Below are 23151 nucleotides of genomic sequence, written 5' to 3'. Positions count from 1 at the left end.
TTGCGAGCCTCGAAGGGCGGCGGCGTGACGTGGAGGCTGCATCCGGGCCGTGCATCCTTCGAGGCTCGCCAAAAGGCTCGCACCTCAGGATGACGGGACTGGTAGCGTGACGCAGGACAATGACCGAGTATCCGGCGAAGACTCCCTGATCGCGCGCTATTTCAGGCCGCTCGCGACCGATCCCGGCGCATTCAATCTCGACGACGACGCCGCCGCCCTGAAGGCCGCGGGCGAGGATATCGTCGTCACCACCGACGCCATTGTCGAAGGCGTGCACTTCCTGCCCAACGATCCGCCCGACACGCTGGCGCGCAAGGCGCTGCGGGTGAACCTGTCCGACATCGCGGCCAAGGGCGCCACGCCCGCGGGCTTCGTGCTGACGCTGGCGCTGCGCGGGGCGGATGAGACCTGGCTGAAACCGTTCGCGCAGGCGCTTGGTGAGGATGCCGTCCATTTCGGCTGCCCGCTGCTTGGCGGCGATACCGTCTCGACGCCGGGGCCGCTGATGATCTCGATCACGGCGTTCGGGCGCGTGCCGGAGGGGCGGATGGTGCATCGCGCCGGCGCAAAAGTCGGCGACCGCGTGTTCGTGACGGGCTCGATCGGCGATGCCGCGCTCGGCCTCGACGTGCTCCGGGGCGGGCCGGCCGCCCAGGCATTGGCTGATGATTCCGCCGCGCGGGATTTCCTCGCCGGCCGGTATCGCGTGCCGCAGCCGCGCAATGCGCTGGCGCCGGCGGTGCGCGACCATGCCAGCGCCGCGATGGATGTTTCGGACGGGCTGGCGGGCGATCTCGCCAAACTGTGCGCGGCTTCCGGCGTCTCGGCCGAGATCGAGCTGCCGCGTGTCCCGCATTCGCCGGCGGCTGCCGCGCTGCTGGCCCGCAGCACGGTCGGTGTTGAGGTGCTCATCGCCGGTGGCGACGACTACGAGATTCTCTGCGCTGTGCCGGAGGATCGCGCCGAGGCGTTTGCGCTGATGGCGCAGCGGGCCGGCGTCGCCGCCACCGAGATCGGCCGTGTCGTTGCCGGCCGCACCGGCCCCCGTTTCGTGGACGGGCAGGGCCAGGAACTGGCGTTGGAGCGGCTGTCCTACAGCCATTTCTAGAACTGCGGGCGAGGGGCCGACGATTTTCCCTCTAATTAGCTGCCGATAGCGGCGTTTTCAGCCGTTGGTGCCGTTGCGCGGGGGGGACGATTTTGGCAAGGTCGCGCCCGATTTGAGGCAGTCCCTGTGGGCAGGGAGGGTCCTCAGCGAATAAGCGCCAGCCGCTTCAGGCGGGACAAAAGGCGCGGGGGTTACATCAAGGATCTGAGGCAAAATTCACATGACAGCATTATGGGTGATCGTGCTCTGCGGAGCGCTTTCCATCGTTTACGCGATCTGGGCGACGCAATCGGTTCTGAGTGCGGATGCGGGCAGTGCACGCATGCAGGAAATCGCAGGGGCCGTCGCCGAAGGCGCGCAGGCCTATCTGCGCCGGCAATACACCACGATCGGCATCGTCGGCATCGTGATCTTTGTGGTGCTGGCCTACTTCCTCGGCGTGCTGGTTGCGATCGGATTTGCGATCGGCGCCATCCTGTCCGGCGCGGCCGGCTTCATCGGCATGAACGTCTCGGTGCGCGCCAACGTCCGCACCGCGCAGGCGGCGACCACCTCGCTCGCCGGCGGCCTCGAGCTCGCCTTCAAGGCGGGCGCGATCACCGGCATGCTGGTCGCAGGTCTCGCACTGCTCGGCGTGACCATCTACTTCATGGTGCTGGTCAAGTTCATGGGGCTGGAAGCCGGCAGCCGCACCGTGATCGACGCCATGGTGGCGCTCGGCTTCGGCGCCTCGCTGATTTCGATCTTCGCCCGACTCGGCGGCGGCATCTTCACCAAGGGTGCCGACGTCGGCGGCGACCTCGTCGGCAAGGTCGAGGCCGGCATTCCCGAGGACGATCCGCGCAACCCGGCGACCATCGCCGACAACGTCGGCGACAATGTCGGCGATTGCGCCGGCATGGCGGCCGACCTGTTCGAGACCTATGCGGTGACCGCGGTCGCCACCATGGTGCTGGCGGCGATCTTCTTCGCCAAGACCCCGATCCTAGTCAACATGATGACCTTGCCGCTCGCGATCGGCGGCATCTGCATCATCACCTCGATCATCGGCACCTTCTTCGTCAAGCTCGGCGCCAGCCAGTCCATCATGGGTGCGCTGTACAAGGGCCTGATCGCCACCGGCATCCTGTCGCTGGTCGGCGTCGCGGTCGTCATCAACTGGCTGATCGGCTTCGGCAAGCTCGACGGCGTCGACTTTACCGGCATGGCGCTGTTCGAATGCGGCGTGGTCGGTCTCATCGTCACCGGCCTGATCATCTGGATCACCGAATACTACACCGGCACCGACTATCGCCCGGTGAAGTCGATCGCGGCGGCCTCGGTCACCGGTCACGGCACCAACGTGATCCAGGGCCTCGCGGTCTCGATGGAGGCGACCGCGCTGCCCGCGATCGTCATCATCGCCGGCATCCTGGTCACCTACAGCCTGGCCGGCCTGTTCGGCATCGCGATCGCGACCGCGACCATGCTGGCGCTGGCCGGCATGATCGTGGCGCTCGACGCCTTCGGCCCGGTCACCGACAACGCCGGCGGCATCGCCGAAATGGCCGGGCTGCCGAAGGAAGTGCGCAAATCGACCGACGCGCTGGACGCGGTCGGCAACACCACCAAGGCGGTGACCAAGGGCTACGCGATCGGCTCCGCCGGTCTCGGCGCGCTGGTGCTGTTTGCGGCCTATAACCAGGATCTCAAATTCTTCATCGCCGACTCCGCCCACCACGCCTACTTCGCCGGCGTCAATCCGGACTTCTCGCTGAACAATCCGTACGTGGTGGTCGGCCTGCTGTTCGGCGGCCTGTTGCCGTATCTGTTCGGCGCGATGGGCATGACCGCGGTCGGCCGCGCCGCCGGCGCGATCGTCGAGGAGGTCCGTCGTCAGTTCCGCGAAAAGCCCGGCATCATGCAGGGCACCGACAAGCCTGATTACGGCAAGGCGGTCGACCTGCTGACCCGGGCGGCGATCAAGGAAATGATCATCCCCTCGCTGCTGCCGGTGCTGTCGCCGATCGTGGTCTACTTCCTGATCTACTTCATCGCGGGCGGCGGCGCAGCCGGCAAGTCGGCAGCGTTCTCCGCGGTCGGCGCCATGCTGCTCGGCGTCATCGTCACCGGCCTGTTCGTCGCGATCTCGATGACCTCGGGCGGCGGCGCCTGGGACAACGCCAAGAAGTACATCGAGGACGGCCACTACGGCGGCAAGGGCAGCGATGCTCACAAGTCCGCGGTGACCGGCGACACCGTCGGCGATCCCTACAAGGACACGGCGGGCCCGGCGGTGAACCCGATGATCAAGATCACCAACATCGTGGCGCTCTTGCTGCTGGCGATCTTGGCGCACTGAGTGGCGCGACCGCGTGAAAATGCAAACCCCCGCGGTGCGAGCCGCGGGGGTTTTTATTGCATTCGCCGACGTGCGTGTATTCGCGGCTTCTGGCTCGCTCCGAAAGATATTCAGTGCAAGATCAATCGGGCCGACGTCCTGATAACACCACCGGCTTTGGGACCCTGTTCGTCCGCTTTCGCACTGCCGAACATGCGGGCCCAGAACGAAGGCTTGGGCTTGTCGGCGACTTTGCCGCTACGTGCACACAGGAAGTAGCTGCAATCCTCATACCCGCTGTTGTAGTGCTCATTCGGGTAATGACCGAAGTCGGCGTTGAGCATCGGGCTCAATAGCTTCATGTCGTCACCCCACCAGCTCTTGCGGGTCGGGCAATCACGGCCATTGCCACCCGTGAAAATCGAAAAGCCGAGCCTTGTGTTCGCTGGAAGGTTGCTGACGATCTGGTCACGGTAGCCGAGCACGAGCGCTCCGGCGACTTCCGCTCCCGGATCGATCCTCAAATCCCATTCGGTGGGTCCGTAGGAAACGAGTACGATGAAGAGTGGCTTATCCCGTTTCGGAATGACGATCGGCTGTCGGCTGAGATTGGTATCTTGTTCGTTGAATAGGCGGTAGCGGCTCGCCATCGATCCACCATAAGTATAATAAACGATCGTCGTGACGTCCTTGGGCAAGTTCAGCCAGCACGATCCCAAATTCGGTGCAGGCGGCTCGTCCGCGGCAGCCAATGCCGGGGATGATGGCACGGTCACCAACGCCGCCATGCCAAGCAGCGCGGCAACGACGACCACAACGAACGGCTCAGTCCAACGTCCCATCATGCGACCCCCGCTTAACGGCTCTTGTAGAGCTGGTCGTAGCGTTCCCGACCTTCCTGCGCTTTCCGTGCGTACTCCGCATCGATGGATTTGCGCATTTGCAGGATTTGCGGAGCAGCGTGCATCGTGACACGCGCCATCGGCCGGGAGATGTTGGCGATGGCGAACAGCCGGTTGTGCAGCCTGGCGTCGATCTGTTCGGCCAAGGCTGCACCGAACAGATCAACGAACGCCGGATTGTCATCCAGCATCTTCTTGATCTCGTCGCGCTTATCGTTGTCGGGTGGCAGGATGGCGACCGTGACAAGCGAACCCTTGTTGTCGGCGGCGGTCGTCGCGGTCAGGCGAAACGTTTCCTTGCCTGCATCGTTCTGCAGCGCCCAGACCGATAGCCTGTCGTTCGCCCGCCAATGCCTGGCTTTGTGGTTCGCGAATATGACATCCGGCAAATCGATCCCGTCGATGAGACGGTTCACCTCGGAGACCGGCATCGCATAGACGCGATTCTTGTCCGCGCCCGACCCGATCCCGAAGTAGACCGCGAGCGACATGCAAAGCGCCAACACCCCGAACGCGGCTCGAATCCCCATCAGACAAATCCTTTCTTCGCAATCGACGAGCGTCACCAATGGTTTTTGGCAGCAAGCTTTTGAGCGGTCTCCATCGACGGGCCGGGAGGACCGTCGTAATCGGCGGCGAAGCCCTGCGCCAAAATTTGCGCATCCTCGCTGCAGGCCTGTCCGGACGGGCTACGATCAAGGTAGCGCGCGTCCGCCTCGACCCGCTCATTGTCGAATGAGCGTTTTTCCATTGCCGACTCGATGAGCTCGGTGATCGCCGGACGTAGCGGCTGGCGCAGTAACGGATGATTGTATTTCTGGGTGCCGTCGTATATTTCGCGGCCGTTGCGTTCGAGAGGGACGCTGAGCTTCAGCGTCACGCCCTTGGGAGATTCGACCACAACGACGTTGAAGGTGAAAACGTCCTTGCGGCTCGCCCGCGCTGTCCAGGTTACCGTGTGGTCGTCGGATTTATTGCTGCCGAAGTTGAACAGCACGCCGCAATGGCGGGCGTAGCGGAAGCCGGCGCTGTCGGAATTGTCCAGGCGGCGCACCGCTTCAGCGACGCCGAACGGGTACTCTTTTGCCTGGGGCTCCGACTTGCAGCCCGCCAGCGCAATGCTCCCGCAAATCAGCGTCGCAAGAATTCGCAATGAACGCATGATCCCTCCGCAAAACATGCCTCTAACGAATAATCCGAAATGACTAAGAAGGTGGTGCGCGGCCTGTCTAGATTTGCTCAGTACCGCCAATATGCTAAATCGTGCATTAATTCGACAACACAACCGCGGGCGCGCCGTGGTTAAAATTAGGTGGGCAAGGGCGAGTTCATTTTTCGAAATCAATCCACAACTCAAGCGACGGGTGACACCTCAACCCGGATATTGGCGTCCGCGTCGATGTCTCCTTTCGGCACCCCGTGCGGCGGTGACGTCGTTCGGTGGACTGGCGAATTGATCGGCCCGGCCAACGATGTCCGCCGCCAACCAGACGCGAACAAAACGGAGATCCATCGATGTCGCTCTCATCCGCACGCAACTATGCGCTCCGCGCCTCCAAGTCGCAGGATCAGACGGAGGCCATCGAGTTATTGTCGAAGGCAATCCTGGAACTGGCGACGTCAATCGAAGCAACCGACGCCAAGATCAAGAAGATCAACAAATCTTCGTAATGTCGGCGCGCACGCGCCGCCATTTCACCTCCATCTGCTTCTCGACGATCGCGGCGAATGTTTTCGTCCCGGCGTCAACGACGCTTCACGTCCGATAGGACGTTCCGCGCTCTCGCTCGAGCTTCCGGATCAGGCCGGGCCACTCGACCTTGCCGCATTCGAAGAAGCCGCCGGGACCGAGCATCCTTAAGCCCTGAGCGCGGGTGTGGCTGATGGTTTCCTGGGAGAGCTCGTGCAGCGGAACGTTGCCGGAGAGGCCGCCGATCTGATACTTGCAGGCGGTGTCGAGACGGTGTGTCCAGCAGAACGCCTCTGCCACGCTGCGGCCGACCGTCAGCGCGCCGTGATTGCGCAGGATCAGGACCCGCCCGTCGGGGCCGAGATCGCGTACCAGCCGCTCGCGCTCGTCCTCGTCCAGCGCGGCGCCCTCGTAGTCGTGATAGCGAACGAAATCGAGCATGACCGCGGCCTTCTGGCTGAGCGGCCGCAGGCCCTCGGCCTGCATCGCCACCGCGTTGTTGGCGGCGGTGTGTGAGTGCATGACGCAGACCAGGTCGGTCTGCGCCATGTGGATGGCGCTGTGAATGATGAAGCCCGCGGGGTTGAGCAACGCCTGGTCGCGGCCGTCCTGCACCTTGCCGTTGTGATCGACCTTGAGCAGCGAGGACGCGGTCATCTCGTCAAACAGGGTGCCGAGGGGATTGACCAGGAAATGGTGCTGCGGCCCCGGCAGGCTGACGGAGATGTGGGTCGAGGCAAGGTCCGACATGCCGTACAGGTCGGTCAGCTGAAAGCAGGCGGCAAGGTCGCATCTGAGCTGCCACTCCGCAGCGTCGTATTCCGTGCCGGCACGAGCCGCCTCAGGCATTTTCCGATCCACGTGCATGTTTCTCTCCCATCGTTATTGTTGAACGTCATATCCCCGACCGAACGGCGGCGATTCAGTTCGTCGATTGCCCGACCACGCGGCGATCGATCAGGTCCTGGATCTCCGCAGAACTCATCCCGCTTTCGAGCAACACGTCGCGGGTGTGTTCGCCGAGCAGCGGCGGCGCGGCGTGGCGTCCGGTCGAGCCGGCCAGCTTGACCCCGACGGGCAGCACCTCGGTCGCCTGCCTGCCGATGCGCAGGACCGATTCGATCAGGCCGCTCGCCCGAACATGCTCGTCTGCAAAAGCCTCGGCGATGTCGTAGATCGGGCCCGCCGGGATGCCGGCTTTCTCCATCATCGCCATGACGTCCTCGCGGCGGCGGGATCGGAGCCCTTGGTTGATGCGCGCTTCGAGTGGTGCGCGGTTGGCCACGCGCAAGGTGTTGGTTGCAAAGCGCGGATCGTCAAGCAGATCGGTCAGCTCCAGCAACCGGCACAATCGCTCCCACATGTCCGGGGTCGCGGGCGCCAGGTTCAAGGCGCCATCGCTGCAATGAAATGTGCCGTAGGGCGCAAGGGTAGGGTGGCTGTTGCCGGCACATTCGGCGACCTCGCCCACGCTCAGATAGCGCTGTCCCTGGACGCCGAGGATTGCGAGCAGGCCGCGCAGCAACGAGGTGTCGACCACGGAGCCTGCGCCTGTCGTGTGTCGCGCCTGCAAGGCCGCGAGCGTGCCGATCGCGGCCCACATGCCGGAGACGAGATCGCCGATCGGAACGCCGACACGGGTGCCCAGCTCCTTGTCGAAGCCGGTGACGCTCATCAGGCCGGACATGCCTTGCGCGATCTGATCGAAACCGGGCCGCCGTCCGTAGGGGCCATCCGTGCCAAACCCCGTGATGGTGACGTGTACCAGCTTCGGGTTCAGCGCTTGCAGCGCGGCGTGCGAAAGCCCCATGTCTTCCATCACGCCGGGCTTGAAATTGTTGACCACGACATCCGCGCCGGCAGCGAGCTTGCGTATCAGCTCCAGGCCTTCCCGCGACCGGAAGTCGATCGCCACGCTGCGCTTGTTGCGGTTCGTGCTCAGGAAATAAACGCTCTCCCCGTCGTCGAACGGGCCCCATGCGCGGCTCATATCGCCGTCCTGGATGGGCTCGAGCTTGACGATCTCGGCGCCGAGATCGCCGAGGATCATCGTGCAGAACGGCCCCGACAGGGCGCGGGTGAGGTCCAGAACCTTGATGCCGTTCAATGCGCCCACGCGTCTCTCCCGCAACATCGCCTTCGAAGGCTCTTGTCATTCTTGGAGCGGCAGTCTAGATTGTATACAACAAATATGCAATATCAGCCGTGCCGGTTCTGCCAGGTTCGGATTTTCACGGGAGGAATCATGAAGAAGAAGCCCAACATCCTGCTGATCATGGCGGATCAATTGTCGGGACCGGCGCTGCCGTTTCACGGCAACAGCGTCGTCAAGGCGCCGCACCTGGAGGCGCTGGCCGCGCGCTCGACGGTCTTCAACAACGCCTACTGCAATTTCCCGCTTTGCGCGCCCGCACGATTCTCGTTGCTGGCAGGGCAGTACGCCACGCGCATCGGCGCTTTCGACAATGCGTGCGAGTTTTCCGCCTCAACGCCGACGATCCCGTACTATCTGGGCAGCCTGGGCTACAAGACGATCCTCGGCGGCAAGATGCACTTCGTCGGCCCCGATCAGCTGCACGGCTTCCAGGAGCGTCTGACCACGGACATCTATCCCGCCGATTTCGGCTGGACCGCCGATTGGACGGAAGGCGAGTTCGCCTTCTACGCACCCGGTCACAATCTCAGCACCGTGACCGAAAGCGGCGAATGCTTCCGCAGCCTGCAGCTCGATTACGACGAGGAGGTCGAAGCGAAGTCGATCCAGCGGCTTTATGATCTGGCGCGCGACGAGGAGCAGCCGTTCTTCATGTGCGTCTCGTTCACGCATCCGCATCCGCCGTTCCATATCCTGCCCGAGTACCTCGATCGCTACGACCCCGCCGAGATCAACCTGCCGCTCACCGGCAACATCGCGCTCGAAGAGCGGGACATGCTGAGCCGCTGGATCCAGTATGCGCATGGGCTCGACAAGGCAGCGCCGACCGACGACCAGATCCGTCGCGCCCGGCACGCATATTACGCGATGGTGAGCTACGTCGACGACAAGGTGGGACGGCTGCTCGAAACGCTGAAGCGCACCGGCTTCGACGAAAACACCATCGTCATCGTGACGTCGGATCACGGCGACATGCTCGGCGAGCGCGGCATGTGGTTCAAGCGCGTGTTCTTCGACTGGTCCGTCAAGGTGCCGCTGCTGATTGCGCAGCCCGGGCTGCGGCGCGAACGGCGCGTCGATGCGCCGGTGTCGCATGTCGACATCCTGCCGACCCTGCTGGATTATGCCAATCCCGGGCATTCGCCGGCCTGGGTCGAACCCGTCGACGGGCGGTCGATGAAGACGCTGATCGATGACTTGCCCGAACGGGACGAGCGCTCCGCCTTCGTCGAATATACGGCCGAGGGTGTCACCGGGCCGTGCTGCGCGCTGCGGCGTGGCCGCTACAAATACATCTACACGCATGGCTACCCGGACATCCTGTACGACCTTGCGAGCGACCCGCAGGAGCTGCGCAATCTGGCGTCCGAACTGCCGAAGGTGGTCGCCGAGCTGAAGGGCGAAGTCATGGCGCGGTGGAATCCGGCGCAACTTGCAGCCGAGGTCCTCGCCAGTCAGGCGCGCCGGAAATTCATCAACGGCCTGCCGGACGCCATGCAGCCGGTCTGGGACTACCAGGCGAAGGCGGATGACACCAAGCGCTTCGTTCGTCGCGGCAGCGCGCGCGTCATCAAGGTCAAGAAGCGCTGGCCTCCGTTGGCCTCGATGAAGAGTTGAGCATGGATATCGTATGCTCCTTTCAGGGTGAAGTCGGGTTCGTTTCGATCGAGCGACCCGAACGGCGAAATGCGTTGTCGCTGTCGCTCTGGCGCCAGCTGCGCGTGACCCTCGGCGATTGCGCGGCCGACCCGGCCGTGCGTTGCGTCATCCTGAGCGGCGCCGGCGGTCATTTCTGCGCCGGTGCCGACATCTCGGAATTCTCACGGCTACGCACCAGCCTGGATGATGCGCTTGAATATGATCGCGAGCTGGGCCAATGCCTCGACCTCGCCATGCGCATGTCCAAACCGATCATTGCCGCGATCGAGGGCAATTGTTTCGGCGGAGGCGTGGCGCTCGCCTGCGCATGCGATTTCCGCGTGGCGGGGCGCGGCGCGCGCTTCGCAATTCCGGCGGCGCGGCTCGGCACGCTCTATCCGCGGGTGGCGATGCAGGCCCTGCAATCCGTCGTCAGCGCCGCGACTTGCCGACGGATGCTGATGCTGGGCGGCGCGCTGACATCGTCCGACGCGCTGGCGGCCGGGCTGGTCGATTACGTCGACGACGCGCCGATGCTGTACGCACGCGAGATCGCCGGGCAATTGTGTCGCGCGGCGCCGCTGTCGCTTGCCGGAGCCAAGCTCGGTCTCTGCCGGCGCAATCAGCCGGGGATTCTGGACCTGGATGAAAGACTAGATCGCCTGGCGGCGCAGGCCTTTCAGAGCCGCGACTATGCCGAGGGAATTGACGCCTTCCTGAACAAGCGAAGCCCCAACTTCGTGGGCGCCTGACTTTCCAGCATCGAGGAACCGCATGACCGCCCGTCAAACCTTGACCCCAAACATCGACCCGAAGGCGTTGGCCCGGTCCTTATCCGGCTTCAATCTGATCGACGGCCAGCTCGTGCCGGCATCTTCGTCGGACACGTTTGCGGTGTGCAACCCTGCGACCGGTCTCGAAATCGCTCGCGTCCCGGCCAGCGGTCGCTCCGAGGTCGACCAGGCGGTGCGGGCTGCGGTCCGCGCGCAAGTCGACTGGGCGGCGATGCCGGCGCGCAAGCGCGGCAATCTGGTCGGCGAATGCGCCCGTCTTCTCGCTGCGCATGTCGAGGAGCTCGGTCGGCTGGTGGCGCTGGAAACCGGCAAGGCGTTGCGCACCGAGAGCCGTGTCGAGGCCTCGATCGTCGCCGATGCGCTGCAATTCTATGGCGGCGTCGCCTCCGAGTTGAAGGGCGAGTCGGTGCCGTTCAGTCCGGAGATGCTGACCATCACCACGCGCGAGCCGATCGGCGTCGTCGGCGTTATCATCCCCTGGAACGCCCCGATGATGCTGATGGCGCTGAAGATCGCGCCGGCGCTGGTGGCCGGCAACTGCGTGGTGGTGAAGTCCGCCGAGGAGGCGCCGCTGGCCGTGCTTCGGGTCTGTCAAATCCTCAACCAGTTGCTGCCCGCGGGCGTGCTCAACATCGTCTCCGGCTTCGGTCCGGAATGCGGTGGCCCGTTGGTTGCGCATCCGGCCGTCGGCAAGATCACGTTCACCGGCTCGGTCGAGACCGGCAGGATCGTCGCGCGGGCTGCCGGCGAGAAGCTGATTCCGGCCACGCTCGAATTGGGCGGCAAAAGCCCCATGATCGTCATGCACGACGCCGATCTCGACAAGGCGGTCGCGGGCGCGATTGCCGGCATGCGCTTCACGCGGCAGGGGCAGAGTTGCACGGCGGCAAGCCGGATCTTCGTGCACGAAAGCCTGCATGACGAATTCGTGGCCAAGGTCAAGGCCAAGGTCGACCTGATGAAGATGGGCGACCCGCTGGACGAAGCCACCGACATCGGCACCATCATCTCCCGCGCACAATACGACAAGGTGTGCGGCTACATCGAACACGGCAAGGCGGCTTCGGGCGCCGAGCCCGTCGAATGTTCGGCACTGCCCGGGGACGCCGCATTGCGCGACGGCTTGTTCGTGCGTCCGGTGATCTTTACCGGGCTGAGCAACGAAAGCCGGCTTGCGCGCGAAGAGATCTTCGGTCCGGTCACCTGCGTCATCAAGTTCAGCAACTATGAAGACGCATTGGCTGCGGCCAACGACAGCGACTACGGGCTGGCGGCGACGATCTGGACCACGAACCTCAAGACCGCGCTTGATGCATCCCGGCGATTGCAGGCCGGATTTGTGCAGATCAACCAGAACATCGTGGTGCAGCCCGGATTGTCCTACGGCGGGGTCAAACAGTCGGGACTGGGGCGGGAAGCCTCGCTCGAAGCCATGCTCGACCATTTCACGCACAAGAAGACCGTGATTTTCAACATGCAGTGAGCCGCATCGGCGGCTCGCTCATCGCGCAGGAGGCACACCATGACAGATGTCGGCTTCATTGGTCTGGGCAACATGGGGATGCCCATGGCCGGCCGTCTTTTCGATGCCGGGCATCGGGTGCGCTGCTATGACACCAGCGCGGTTGCGCTCGAGCGTGCCGCGGCGCGAGGTCTGGTGCCTTGCACCGACGTGTTCTCCGCCGTGCAGGACGCGGACGTCGTGATCTCGATGCTGCCGAGCGGCCGCGACGTTCTGGCGGTTTTCGGTGAGCGGGTCGACGGGGCGAAGCTGCCGCTCCGCGACGGCTGCGTGGTGATCGATTCGTCGACCATCGACGTGAATTCCTGTGCCGCATTTCACCGTTCGATGAGCGCTCGGAACTTGTTGTCGCTGGATGCGCCGGTTTCCGGGGGCGTCGAGGGCGCGGCGGCAGGCACGCTGACATTCATGGTCGGCGGCAGCCAGGCGGCGCTCGATGCGGCGCTGCCGCTGCTTGGCGCCATGGGCAAGAAGATCGTCCACGCCGGCGAGGCCTGTGCGGGCCAGGTGGCCAAGATCTGCAACAACATGATTGCGGGCATTTCGATGATCGCGGTGTCGGAAGCACTGACGCTGGCGCAGCGGTTGGGGCTCGACGCCAGAAAGCTGTTCGAGATTTCCGCTGCCTCCTCCGGGCAATGCTGGGCGCTGACGAGCTATGCGCCGGTCCCGGGCCTGGTGCCGACCGCGCCTTCCAATCGCGCCTATCAAGGCGGGTTCGCCTCCGAACTGATGCTCAAGGATCTGCGCCTGGCCGAGCAGGCGGCGATCGGCAGCGGCACGCCGACCCCGCTCGGCGCGGCCGCGGCGGCGCTTTACGACATCCACTGCAAGACAGGGAAGGGACGGCTGGACTTTTCGTCCATCGTGCAGATGCTCAATGACAGCGAACGCAGGTGAGATTCTCGGACAGGACGCCATGAGCACGGACATAAAGCGTGTCAAGCCGCGACAGGTCGCGCTGACCACCGAACAGGTCTGCGAGAAGATCCGCGACTCGATCCTGCACGGCGAGATCAAGCCGGGAGACAAGCTTGGCGAGGAAGAGCTCGCGCAACGCTTCGAGCTGAGCCGAACCCCGATTCGCGAGGCGATCAGGCAGCTCGAAGTGGAGGGGCTGGTCGCGCGGACCCGCTATGTCGGCGTGACCGTCCGGCAGCTGACGCCCGCCGAGATCATCGAGCTGCTCGATATTCGGGAGGTGTTGGAGGGCCTGGTCGCCCGTCTCGCGACCCGGCAGATGGACGCCAAGAACCTTGCGCGGCTGCGGGTGACGTTCAAGCAGATGTCGAGCGCCGTGAAGGCCGGCAATGTCGAACGTTACCTGGAGGAGGCGCTGGCGTTTCGCCGGATCCTCGTCTCGTGCTGCCAGAGCAAGACGCTCGAGCAGCATGTCATGAGCATTGAAAACCGCTTGCGCCTGATGGGGCAGCGCACCGCGCAGATCCCGGGCCGCATGGCCGCGGCGATCGACGATCACAGACGGCTATTGGATGCGATCGAGCGCGGAGATTCGCACAGCGCAGAGCAACTCAACCGGAAGCGGATCGAGGCAATCAGGGCCGACGTCGAGCGATCGCTTTCGTTCTACTGATATTTGAAGGGGCAGGCGGCAGCGAGGGAATTGCCGCCTCGCGTCCTCCTTGCACGGCGTCGAAACGAACTTGGAGCCGGCGTTCAAGCCGGCCATTGGAGGAAGCCCATGACGGCACGGAGTGTCGACGACCACGCGCGCCTGTACCGCAAGGTGTTCTGGCGCCTCATCCCGTTCATTATCCTATTGTATCTGATCTGCTACATCGACCGCGTCAATATCGGCTTTGCGAAGCTGCAGTTTCTGAGCGACCTCGGTCTCAACGATGCCCATTACGGCGTCGCGAGCGGTCTGTTCTTCGTGACCTACTGCCTGTTCGACATCCCGAGCAATCTGATGCTCGCTCGGATCGGCGTTCGCAAGACGCTGCTCCGCATCATGGTGTTCTGGGGAATGCTCACGGCGATGCAGATGTTCATCCGCAGCGCCGGCGAACTTTACGTGCTGCGCTTGCTGTTCGGCGCGGCCGAGGCCGGATTCCTTCCCGGCGTCATGCTCTATCTGACCTACTGGTTTCCGGATCAGTACAAGGCGCGCATGACCAGCCTGTTTTTTGCCGGCGTGCCGATGGCCGGGATCGTCGGTGGGCCGCTCTCCGGAATGATCATGCAGAGCATGGACGGCCTGCACGGGCTCCGTGGATGGCAGTGGCTGTTTCTGCTGGAGGGATTGCCGGCCATCGCAATGGGGATCGTCGCCTATCTCTACCTCGATGATGCGCCGGACAAAGCCCGCTGGCTGAGCGATGCGGAGAAGCGGATGCTGCAGCGCGATCTCGACGCCGACCGGCTGCAGAACCCGAAGGGCACCCAGCACAGCTTTGTGGGCGTGCTCCGCGACCCCCTGATCTACGTCATGGCGCTGGTCAATGTCTGTGTGAATTGCGGCATCAATGCTGTGAATTTCTGGACACCCAGCCTGCTGAAATCCGCAGGCATGACCGGCATCGGTGGTATCGGATGGACGACGGGCCTGATCTCGGCAATTTCCGCGTTGGCGATGATCGCGGTCGGACGCAGTTCAGATCGCATGATGGAGCGGCGTTGGCACTATGCGGGGTGCGCGATACTGGGGGCGATCGGTTTCGTCGGATTGCCGTTTATCGCAGACGATGTGGTTGCGACGGCGGCGCTGCTGACCCTGGCCGCCGTCGGCAATACCTGTGCGGTTGCGCTTTATTGGACGATCCCGACTTCGTACTTGAAAGGCAAGGGTGCTGCCGGCGGCATCGCCGCCGTGAGCATGGCGGGCGCGATCGGCAGCGGCATCAGCCCTCCGATCATCGGATGGCTCAAGGTGCAAACCGGAAGTCTGCCGCTCGGGCTCGCCGTCATTGCCATCTTCGGACTTGTCGGCGTCGTGCTGGTGCTGACGAAACTCCCCGCGAAGGTTTCTCCCGAAACAAAGGTCAAGCTTGCCTAGTGCCGGAGCGTTTCGCCCGGCTTTCGATGACCGCCTCACTTCACCTCCATCTGCAAGCCTTCCTTCTCGATGATGGCGGCGAACTTGGTGGTCTCGGCGGCGACGAAGTCGGAGAATTGCTGGGGCGTGCCGTAGTCGGCCGTCGCGCCCATGCCCGCGATGTTCTTCCTAACGTCGTCGCGCTCCAGCATCGCCTTGACCTGACGGTTGAGCTCGTCGAGCACGGCGGTGGGCGCGGTCTTCGGCAGGAAGACGCCGAACCAGGACGAGACGTCGAACTTGGCCAGCTCCGGCGCGCCCTCGCGCATGGTCGGCAGGGCGGGAATGGCCTCGCTGCGATCAGGCGTGGTGACGCAGAGGCCGTTGAGCTTGCCGTCGAGCACCTGCGGCAGCGACGGATAGAGATTGTCGAACAGGATCTGGATGTCGCCGGCGAGCGCAGCCTGCAGCGCGGGGCCGGCGCCGCGAAACGGCACATGGGTCATCTTCAGCCCGGTGAGCTGCAGGAACCAGGCGCCGGTGAGGTGAGGGCTCTGCCCGGTGCCGGACGAGCCGTAGGTGAGCTTGTCCGGGTTCTTCTTGAGATAGGCGATCAGCTCGGCGATCGACTTGATGCCGGTGGCTGGATGCGCCGACACGATGTTCGGGATCCGGATCATGTTGGAGACCGCCTGCAGCTGGTCGGCCTTGTAGTTGAGGTTCTTGAAGATGCTGAAGGCGATCGCGTTCGGCCCGGGATTGCCGATCAGGATGGTGTGGCCGTCGCCCTTGGCTCGCGCGACTTCCGCCGTGCCGATGGTGCCGCCGGCGCCGGAGCGGTTTTCAACGACCGCCGACTGGCCCCAGATCGGCTGCAGATGCGCAGCCAGCAGCCGCCCCATCACGTCGGTCGAGCCGCCGGCCGCGGCCGGCACGATGATCCGCACCGTCTCGGTCGGACGCCAGTCGCCGGCCGCGATGCTCGCGCGCGGCAGGATGGCAGCTGCGGAGACTGCCGCCGCTCCGGTCAACAGCCGGCGGCGAGAATAATCGCTGTTGGTCACCCCGTTCGCTCCCTGCCCGGATTGTTCGTTTTGCAGGCAGAGTAGCCAATGCACGCTGGCGGGCAAGCGGACGACTTGACACAGGCTGGTCGCCCAGGGGCGCGCTCGCCGCGCGGGCAGGGCAGGACGCGGATGGCCGGACATCTGGCGCGAGATGCGCTTCCGCCCGGCCATCACGAGTGGAAATGTCGGCTGGCAAACCGCCGCGGCTACACCAGCGCGTCGGCGTTCTTGGCGAACTCTTCGTCATTGGTGAACGGAATCTCCTTCACCTTGACGACCTCGTGCTTGTTGCTGCCGATCACGACGATCTCCTTGAGGAAGGAGCCGGGGAAGGAGCCATGGACCTTGTATGGCTTGGTGCCCTTGCCGAGCGGACCGGTCCACCCCATGACCTTGATGGCCAGGCCGCCGACCCACTGCTCGTCGCGGACGAGCTTGATGCCGGATGTGAAATTCGGTGCGTTTCCTTCGACGGTGACGGAGAAGAAGCCCGGCGAACCCAGGCCGGTCCAGACGTAGACGGCTTCGGCGGAATCAAACGGTTCTGGTCCATAAAAACCCATGACGTATCTCCTGCTGAATGGCGGTTGGCGAGAGCCGCTGCGATCCGGCTCGCCGCTGTCCTAGCAGGGGGAACGCGATGTACGTGTGAGTTATCTTACACGCAATTATAAATTGATATTTCCGACAAGGAACGATTGCGCGCGGTAGCGCGCATCCCGCAAAAGGTCGGAGCTAGTTGAAGCTCATCAGCTTGAAGAGTGGCGCCAGATAGGACATTTCCTGGCCCGAAGTCGGCGTGGTGCGGCTGACGAAGTCGAAGATCTTGCCGTCCTTCATGCCGTAATTCGCGAGCCGCCGTACCTGCCGGTTCTTGTCGAAATAGACCGCGATCACGCGCTGGTCGATGACGTGCTGGTTCATGAAGGCGATCGGGCGCGAGGTCCGCTGCGAGATATAATAGAACACCTCGCCGTCCAGGGTGGCGACGGTGGAGGGTGTGCCCAGCACGATCAGGACCTGGTCTTGGCTCGCGCCGATCGGGATCTGCTCGAGCGCGCCTTCGGGCAGGATGTAGCCCTTCTGGAATTGCTCGCCGGTGCACGCGCCCAACGCGCCGCAGACCATGCCGATGACAGCGATCGCACGGAAGTGCGCGAGGAGCCCGCGGCCGGAGGCCACGCGGGAGCGTTTTGAAATCGTCTGGTTCATCGGCGGAACTGATCCGTCCCCTTGCGTCGCGCGAGGCGTTGACGTACCGGGCAGCTCAATGGATTGCAATATTGCCGTGCCTCCAACAAGCTGACCCCTAACAGATTTGCCGTCGGGGCTCGCAGCCGGAACCCAGCATGCTTTGGCCGTTCAATCACTTCAGGAAATCCCGGGTGCCCCTGCAGGGCACCATTGAGACCATCTATGGCATGATCGTGACGCAGGCACGAGAACCGTTGTTTTACCGGGACTTGGGCGTTCCGGACACGGTTAACGGCCGTTTTGACCTGCTTTTGATGCACCTTTGGCTGGTGCTACGGCGGCTCAAATCGGCCGAGGCCGGGGCGGAGCTGTCGCAGGCCCTGTTCGATCATTTCTGCACCGACATGGATGACAATCTGCGCGAGATGGGCGTCAGCGATCAGGGGGTCCCCAAGCGCATGAAGGCGTTCGGCGAGGCCTTCTATGGCCGAACCGCGGCCTACGATCTGGCCCTGACCGACAGCGACGAGGCGCTGGCCGTCGCATTCTGCAAGAACATCCTCAACGGCCAGGATCTGAACAAGGCGCGCGAGCTCGCCCTCTATGCCAAGCGCGCGATGGCGGAGCTGGCGCGGACCGGTCTGGCCGCGCTGACTGACGGCACCTGGCGTTTTCCCATTCCCCAGACTGTGGGCACCCCGGCATGAGCGGCGATCCCACGCGCGCGCGCGACCCTTTGCGCGACCCCTGGAAAGTTCTCGTCAATGTCGCGCAGATCCCTGATACCGGGCTGCACCGCGAGATCGAGGCCGACGAGGCGGCGCGCAAGGCGATGGCTGGGATCGCGGAGCTGCGCGAGGTCGTCTCGGCGCATGCGGCGTTCGATATCATGCCGAAGCGCGACGGCAGCTACCACGTCACGGGCAGGGTGCAGGCCCGAATCGGTCAGACCTGCGTGGTGACGCTCGATCCGATCGAGAACGACATCGATGAAGAGATCGACGTGATGTTCGCGCCACCGGAGCAGATCCCGGAGATGGCCGATCTGGTCGACGAGGCTGACGACGGCGACGAGGAAACGCCGGACCCGCCGGAGCCGATCACGGGCGGCTTCATCGATCTCGGCCGGCTCGCCACCGACGCGCTGTTTCTCGGCGTCGATCCCTATCCGCGCAAGGCCGACGCCGTCTTTGAACAGACGGTTGAAGTCCCTGATCCCGAAGATCATCCGTTCGCGGCGCTCAAGGCGCTGACGGAACAGCCTGGCGGCAAGAAGCCCAAAGGCAACTGAAGCGCAATTCATGGGCATTTGTAGCGACATTTGAGGGGATGGCTTGCCTCCACCATCCGGTAAGAGGTGTCGGTCGTCACTTCAAATACATGATGCAATGCATTGAAATACATTATATTTTTGCTATACTACGACGTGCCTCGCGGCGCTTCGATGGTTCCGGGGCGCTGCCGTCAAGAGGTTGTGTCAGACCGCGGACACGCTATTGTCGCGGCCCGGCCGGGACGCGAGTTGGCGTTTCGCCGCGCGCCGCCAGCAGCGGTGACTTCAAGCTCGCGGTCTTGGTCTGAAAGGCTGTGGGAGAGCAGGTTTCCGGGACGTTCATGCCTCAAAAGGTTCGAATCGCGCTTGACGCCATGGGGGGCGATGTCGGCGCATCGGTTGTCGTTCCCGGCGCCGCGATCTCGCTCAGCCGCCATCCCGACAGCGAATTCCTGCTGGTCGGGGACCAGGCCAAGATCGAGGCCGAACTGGCCAAGCATCCAGCGCTCAAGGCGGTGTCGAAGGTGATCCATACCGACGTCGCGGTGAAGAACGACGAGAAGCCGAGCCAGGCCCTTCGGCGCACGCGCCGGGCCTCGTCGATGTGGCTTGCGATCGATGCCGTGAAGCATGGCGAAGCCGACGTCGCGGTGTCCGCCGGCAACACCGGCGCGCTGATGGCGATGGGCGGGATCAATCTGCGGACCTTGCCCGGCGTCGACCGTCCGGCGCTCGCGGCGGTGTGGCCGACGCTGCGCGGCAACTCGGTCGTGCTCGACCTCGGCGCCACGATCGGCGGCGATGCCCGCCATCTGACGACGCTGGCCGTGATGGGCAGCGCCATGGCGAGCGTGCTGTTCAATCTGGAACGGCCGACAGTCGGCCTGCTTAACATCGGGTCCGAGGAAATGAAGGGCCATGAGGAGATCCGCGAGGCGGCCGGAATGCTGCGAGCGATGAACTCGTCCCAGTTCAACTATGTCGGCTTCGTCGAGGGTGACGGGATCGGCAAGGGCGCGGCTGACGTGATCGTGTCTGAAGGTTTCAGCGGCAATATCGCGCTGAAGGCCGCCGAGGGAACCGCGCGCCAGATGTTCACCCTGCTGCGCGAGGCGATGTCGTCGAGCTTGCTGGCGCGGATCGGCTATTTGCTCGCCCGCGGCGCGTTCCAGAAGCTGCGCGACAAGCTCGATCCCAACAAGTCGAATGGCAGCGTGCTGCTCGGCCTCAAGGGCGTGGTCATCAAGAGCCATGGCGGCATCAACGCGGAAGGCTTTGCCTATGCGGTGGATGTTGGCTATGAGATGGCCCACTACGATCTCCTCACCAAGATCAATCAGATGCTTAATCGCGACGGCAGCGCGCTGGTGCAGGCGCAGACCGCGCAGGAGGCTGTCTCGTGACTGCGATCCGTTCGGTAGTGCTCGGCTGCGGCTCTTATCTGCCGGAGCGAGTCTTGACCAATGCCGAACTGGCTGCGCGAATCGACACGTCGGATGACTGGATCGTGCAGCGCACCGGCATCCGCGAGCGCCACATCGCCGCCGATGACGAGTTCACCTCGCATCTCGCGATCAAGGCGGCGCAGGCCGCGCTCACCGATGCGAAGATCGATGCGCAGTCGATCGACCTGATCGTGCTGGCGACCTCGACGCCCGACAACACCTTTCCGGCCACCGCGGTCGCGGTCCAGCACGGGCTCGGCATCGATCATGGCGTCGCCTTCGACCTGCAGGCGGTGTGCTCCGGCTTCGTCTTTGCGCTCGCCACGGCCGACAATTTCCTGCGCGCCGGCGCCCACAAGCGGGCGCTGGTGATCGGCGCCGAGACCTTCTCGCGGATCCTCGACTGGGAGGACCGCGGCACCTGCGTGCTGTTCGGCGACGGCGCCGGCGCCGTCGTGCTCGAGGCGCAGCCGCACGCCGGCACGATCGAGGATCCCGGCATATTGACCACGCATCTGCGCTCCGACGGGCGCCACAAGTCGAAGCTGTTCGTCGACGGCGGGCCCGGCTCGACCAAGACGGTCGGACATTTGCGGATGGAGGGCCGCGAGGTGTTCAAGCATGCGGTCGGCATGATCACCGACGTGATCGTCGACGCCTTCAACGCCACCGGCTTCAATGCCGACGACATCAACTGGTTCATTCCGCATCAGGCCAACAAGCGAATCATCGATGCGTCCGCGAACAAGCTGCATATTGCGCCGCAGAAGGTGGTCTTGACGGTCGACAAGCACGGCAACACCTCGGCCGCCTCGATCCCGCTCGCGTTGACGACGGCAGTGAGGGACGGACGGGTCAAGAAGGGCGATCTCGTGCTGTTCGAGGCGATGGGCGGCGGCTTCACCTGGGGGTCGGCGCTCGTGCGCTGGTGAGCGGACGACTCAAAAGTCCTGATATTTTGCCGGTATCTTTCATTCCCCGTGTGCTGGTCGCTGTTGACCATTGCGCGCTAAGCTTTTAATTTCAGGCAAGAAATTGTTCGCCGAGAGTGCGGGGCAGGCGATGACCAACGGAACCGGGAAAACAGTCACACGCGTTGATCTGTGCGAGGCGGTCTATCAGAAGGTAGGCCTGTCGCGCACCGAATCGTCGGCGTTCGTCGAGCTTGTGCTGAAGGAGATCACCGATTGCCTGGAAAAGGGCGAGACGGTGAAGCTGTCGTCGTTCGGCTCCTTCATGGTGCGCAAGAAGGGGCAGCGCATCGGGCGTAATCCGAAGACCGGCACCGAGGTGCCGATCTCGCCGCGCCGTGTCATGGTGTTCAAGCCGTCGGCGATCCTGAAGCAGCGCATCAACGGCCATGCCGTGACCAATGGCGATGGCAAGGACGACTAGAGCGTTTTCGAGCGAAGTGGATACCGGTTCGCGTGAAGAAAACGCGTCAAAACAAAAACCTGGAGCTCCGTTCCGATTCCATCGGAACGGAAAATGCTCTGGTCTTTTTTCTTGAACGAAGAGGAGCGGGCATTTGGACAAGGCGCCGGATGCGTTCCGTACCATCAGCGAGGTCGCTGATGAGCTCGACATTCCCCAGCATGTGCTGAGGTTCTGGGAAACCCGCTTCGCGCAGATCAAGCCGATGAAGCGCAGCGGCGGCCGCCGCTACTATCGTCCTGACGACGTCGACCTGCTCAAGGGCATTCGCCGGCTGCTCTATGGCGAAGGCTACACCATCCGCGGCGTGCAGCGGATCCTGAAAGAGCACGGCATCAAGTCGGTGCAGGGCATCGCCGACCAGACCGCCGCGGTCTCGTTCGGCGCGGTCGAGGAGGCGGTCGGCCACAGCATGGCCGAGTCCGACGATTTCGAGGTCGCCGACAATGCCGATCTGGACGGCGAGGAGGGCGATGGCGACGAGGGCGGCATCGACTATCGCTTCGTCGATCCCGACGAGGACGCCATCCTGTCGACCTACAAGGCGCGCGCCCAGCCAACAAAGGCCCAGCCGGCGAAGGCGCAGGCCTCGGCCGCACCTGCCGTCCGCGCCGGAGTCCCGCCCGCCGACCGCGAGCGGCTTGAACGCGCCCTGCAGGAATTGGTCGCTTGCCGGCAGGTGATCGACGCCGTGATGAAGGACGGCTGAGCGGTCACTGCAAGTGCCGCCGTCGATGCTGCTGCCAAACTCTTTGAAAAAATGGTCGGAGCGAGAGGATTTGAACCTCCGACCCCTAGTCTCCCAGACTAGTGCGCTAACCGGGCTGCGCCACGCTCCGATGTCGTTCCATTAGCTGCGATCCTGGGTTCGCGCAAGGCTGTGGGCGGGCCTTAGGGCTGTGGCGGGCCTCGAAGGCCTCGATCGGAGCCGGTTCCGCCCGATCCGGCCGGCGACGCGGAAATCACCACGTCAGAAGCTGTAATCCAGCGCGACCTTGGCGCAGGCCTTTTCCAGGCGGTTGGTCAGGGTGGCGAGCTTGGTCGTGAAGTCGGCGAGCTCCTTTTCACTGAACTCCTCGAACACGGTTTTCCGAAACGCGTTGTGCTGTTCGGCGAGGCCGGCGAGGTGCTTGCGGGTCTTGTCGGTGAGCGACAGCCGGACCACCCGGGCATCGTCCGGGGAGGGCGACCGGCTGAGCAGGTCCTTCTGCTCCAAGAGCTTGGACTGGGTGGTGACGAACGACGGATCGACGTGAAGAAGTTTCGACACCACGTTGATCGGCACCCCGCCATCCTTGTCGAGGTCCGAGACTGCGATCAGGATCATCCACTGCGGACCGCTGACGCCGAGCGCCTTGCCCCAAAGCTGGCGGACCCGTTCCAGATGCGAATTGATGGATGAGATTTCGAGCGTAAAGCGCTTGATGATGTCGAGATTCTCGATGGCGCGCTGACGCGTCGAGTCCTTTCTGGTCACTGACACGGCTTCCCTTCCTCGCAACCGACACCAGCTTGGCGCTGATTTGATTCTTCAATTGTGTGTTCGGCTAATGCGATTGTTCTCCCAAGTCGGTCAAAAGTGCAAGTGAACCTGAATTAATTATGATGGTTGGA

At 63.8% G+C, this 23151-nt stretch carries 24 protein-coding genes and 1 tRNA gene; 15 read left to right on the top strand and 10 right to left on the bottom strand.

Annotated features, from left to right (window positions below):
• Positions 1-106: 106 nt before the first annotated feature.
• Both thiL and IC762_RS20515 read left to right on the top strand, forming a co-directional pair.
• A complete protein-coding gene (thiL, locus tag IC762_RS20520) occupies positions 107-1108 on the top strand; it encodes a thiamine-phosphate kinase (RefSeq protein WP_195784061.1) in 1002 nt (333 codons plus the stop codon).
• A 220-nt stretch (positions 1109-1328) separates the two neighbouring features.
• Positions 1329-3449, top strand: a complete 2121-nt coding sequence (locus IC762_RS20515; protein ID WP_195784060.1) for a sodium-translocating pyrophosphatase — start codon at positions 1329-1331, stop codon at positions 3447-3449.
• Positions 3450-3559: 110 nt separating this feature from the next.
• Here IC762_RS20515 and IC762_RS20510 read toward each other — a convergent pair whose 3' ends face one another.
• Genes IC762_RS20510 through IC762_RS20500 form a run of 3 tightly spaced genes read right to left on the bottom strand, consistent with a single transcriptional unit; the run spans position 3560 to position 5492 of the window.
• Positions 3560-4273, bottom strand: coding sequence for a hypothetical protein (locus IC762_RS20510; protein WP_195784059.1), 714 nt, complete (start codon positions 4271-4273; stop codon positions 3560-3562).
• 11 nt (positions 4274-4284) lie between these two features.
• Positions 4285-4896: a hypothetical protein gene (locus tag IC762_RS20505; protein ID WP_195784058.1), complete on the bottom strand. Its 612-nt coding sequence runs from the start codon at positions 4894-4896 to the stop codon at positions 4285-4287.
• The gene (locus IC762_RS20500) at positions 4893-5492 is read right to left on the bottom strand and encodes a hypothetical protein (protein ID WP_195784057.1); all 600 of its coding nucleotides are present in this window, start codon (positions 5490-5492) and stop codon (positions 4893-4895) included. Before IC762_RS20500 ends, IC762_RS20505 begins: the two co-directional genes overlap by 4 nt.
• Positions 5493-5845: 353 nt before the next feature.
• On the opposite strand from IC762_RS20500, the gene IC762_RS20495 reads away from it, so the two are divergent.
• Positions 5846-6001, top strand: coding sequence for a hypothetical protein (locus tag IC762_RS20495; protein ID WP_195784056.1), 156 nt, complete (start codon positions 5846-5848; stop codon positions 5999-6001).
• An 85-nt stretch (positions 6002-6086) separates the two neighbouring features.
• Here IC762_RS20495 and IC762_RS20490 read toward each other — a convergent pair whose 3' ends face one another.
• Entirely contained in the window at positions 6087-6869 is a 783-nt protein-coding gene (locus IC762_RS20490) for a class II aldolase/adducin family protein (protein ID WP_195784055.1), read from the bottom strand.
• A 73-nt stretch (positions 6870-6942) separates the two neighbouring features.
• On the bottom strand, positions 6943-8136 hold the full coding sequence (locus IC762_RS20485) for a CaiB/BaiF CoA transferase family protein (protein WP_195784054.1): 1194 nt from the start codon (positions 8134-8136) through the stop codon (positions 6943-6945).
• Positions 8137-8265: 129 nt separating this feature from the next.
• On the opposite strand from IC762_RS20485, the gene betC reads away from it, so the two are divergent.
• Genes betC through IC762_RS20455 form a run of 6 tightly spaced genes read left to right on the top strand, consistent with a single transcriptional unit; the run spans position 8266 to position 15145 of the window.
• Positions 8266-9792, top strand: coding sequence for a choline-sulfatase (betC, locus tag IC762_RS20480; protein WP_195784053.1), 1527 nt, complete (start codon positions 8266-8268; stop codon positions 9790-9792).
• Between the two features lie 2 nt (positions 9793-9794).
• Positions 9795-10565, top strand: coding sequence for an enoyl-CoA hydratase/isomerase family protein (locus IC762_RS20475; protein ID WP_195784052.1), 771 nt, complete (start codon positions 9795-9797; stop codon positions 10563-10565).
• A gap of 22 nt (positions 10566-10587) precedes the next feature.
• Complete coding sequence (locus IC762_RS20470; protein WP_195784051.1) at positions 10588-12090, top strand: aldehyde dehydrogenase family protein; 1503 nt, start codon at positions 10588-10590, stop codon at positions 12088-12090.
• Between the two features lie 39 nt (positions 12091-12129).
• Entirely contained in the window at positions 12130-13029 is a 900-nt protein-coding gene (mmsB, locus tag IC762_RS20465) for a 3-hydroxyisobutyrate dehydrogenase (RefSeq protein ID WP_195784050.1), read from the top strand.
• A gap of 19 nt (positions 13030-13048) precedes the next feature.
• Positions 13049-13723 (top strand): GntR family transcriptional regulator, encoded by a 675-nt coding sequence (locus IC762_RS20460; protein ID WP_195784049.1) that lies wholly within the window; start codon positions 13049-13051, stop codon positions 13721-13723.
• A gap of 30 nt (positions 13724-13753) precedes the next feature.
• Complete coding sequence (locus IC762_RS20455) at positions 13754-15145, top strand: MFS transporter (protein ID WP_246801119.1); 1392 nt, start codon at positions 13754-13756, stop codon at positions 15143-15145.
• A 35-nt stretch (positions 15146-15180) separates the two neighbouring features.
• On the opposite strand, the gene IC762_RS20450 is transcribed toward IC762_RS20455, so the two are convergent.
• The 3 genes from IC762_RS20450 to IC762_RS20440 all read right to left on the bottom strand — a co-directional run bounded on the left by IC762_RS20450 (position 15181) and on the right by IC762_RS20440 (position 17403).
• Positions 15181-16188, bottom strand: coding sequence for a Bug family tripartite tricarboxylate transporter substrate binding protein (locus IC762_RS20450; RefSeq protein ID WP_246801117.1), 1008 nt, complete (start codon positions 16186-16188; stop codon positions 15181-15183).
• A 209-nt stretch (positions 16189-16397) separates the two neighbouring features.
• Positions 16398-16754, bottom strand: a complete 357-nt coding sequence (locus IC762_RS20445; protein ID WP_195784048.1) for a hypothetical protein — start codon at positions 16752-16754, stop codon at positions 16398-16400.
• 172 nt (positions 16755-16926) lie between these two features.
• Positions 16927-17403 carry an outer membrane protein assembly factor BamE gene (locus IC762_RS20440; protein WP_195784047.1) on the bottom strand — a complete coding sequence of 159 codons (477 nt, stop codon included), beginning with the start codon at positions 17401-17403 and terminating at the stop codon, positions 16927-16929.
• A 137-nt stretch (positions 17404-17540) separates the two neighbouring features.
• Between IC762_RS20440 and IC762_RS20435 the strand changes: the two genes are divergently transcribed.
• The 6 genes from IC762_RS20435 to IC762_RS20410 all read left to right on the top strand — a co-directional run bounded on the left by IC762_RS20435 (position 17541) and on the right by IC762_RS20410 (position 22246).
• Complete coding sequence (locus IC762_RS20435) at positions 17541-18092, top strand: ubiquinol-cytochrome C chaperone family protein (RefSeq protein ID WP_195784046.1); 552 nt, start codon at positions 17541-17543, stop codon at positions 18090-18092.
• Positions 18089-18676 carry a YceD family protein gene (locus tag IC762_RS20430; RefSeq protein WP_195784045.1) on the top strand — a complete coding sequence of 196 codons (588 nt, stop codon included), beginning with the start codon at positions 18089-18091 and terminating at the stop codon, positions 18674-18676. Before IC762_RS20435 ends, IC762_RS20430 begins: the two co-directional genes overlap by 4 nt.
• A gap of 323 nt (positions 18677-18999) precedes the next feature.
• Positions 19000-20061: a phosphate acyltransferase PlsX gene (gene plsX, locus IC762_RS20425; RefSeq protein ID WP_195784044.1), complete on the top strand. Its 1062-nt coding sequence runs from the start codon at positions 19000-19002 to the stop codon at positions 20059-20061.
• Positions 20058-21035, top strand: a complete 978-nt coding sequence (locus IC762_RS20420) for a beta-ketoacyl-ACP synthase III (RefSeq protein WP_195784043.1) — start codon at positions 20058-20060, stop codon at positions 21033-21035. The genes plsX and IC762_RS20420 overlap by 4 nt, the downstream gene beginning before the upstream one ends.
• 130 nt (positions 21036-21165) lie before the next feature.
• Positions 21166-21498 carry an integration host factor subunit alpha gene (locus tag IC762_RS20415; RefSeq protein WP_195784042.1) on the top strand — a complete coding sequence of 111 codons (333 nt, stop codon included), beginning with the start codon at positions 21166-21168 and terminating at the stop codon, positions 21496-21498.
• 133 nt (positions 21499-21631) lie between these two features.
• Positions 21632-22246, top strand: coding sequence for a MerR family transcriptional regulator (locus IC762_RS20410; RefSeq protein WP_195784041.1), 615 nt, complete (start codon positions 21632-21634; stop codon positions 22244-22246).
• A 52-nt stretch (positions 22247-22298) separates the two neighbouring features.
• Here the strand turns inward: IC762_RS20410 and IC762_RS20405 are convergent.
• Together IC762_RS20405 and IC762_RS20400 are read right to left on the bottom strand one after the other, a co-directional pair.
• Positions 22299-22376, bottom strand: a tRNA-Pro gene (locus IC762_RS20405).
• A 131-nt stretch (positions 22377-22507) separates the two neighbouring features.
• Complete coding sequence (locus tag IC762_RS20400) at positions 22508-23020, bottom strand: MarR family winged helix-turn-helix transcriptional regulator (RefSeq protein WP_195784040.1); 513 nt, start codon at positions 23018-23020, stop codon at positions 22508-22510.
• Between the last annotated feature and the right edge of the window lie 131 nt (positions 23021-23151).

It is taken from the genome of Bradyrhizobium genosp. L (assembly GCF_015624485.1).
Lineage (GTDB): Bacteria > Pseudomonadota > Alphaproteobacteria > Rhizobiales > Xanthobacteraceae > Bradyrhizobium.
The sequence above is the reverse complement of the archived record's forward strand: the minus strand, read 5'-3'. Positions and strand labels throughout refer to the sequence as shown.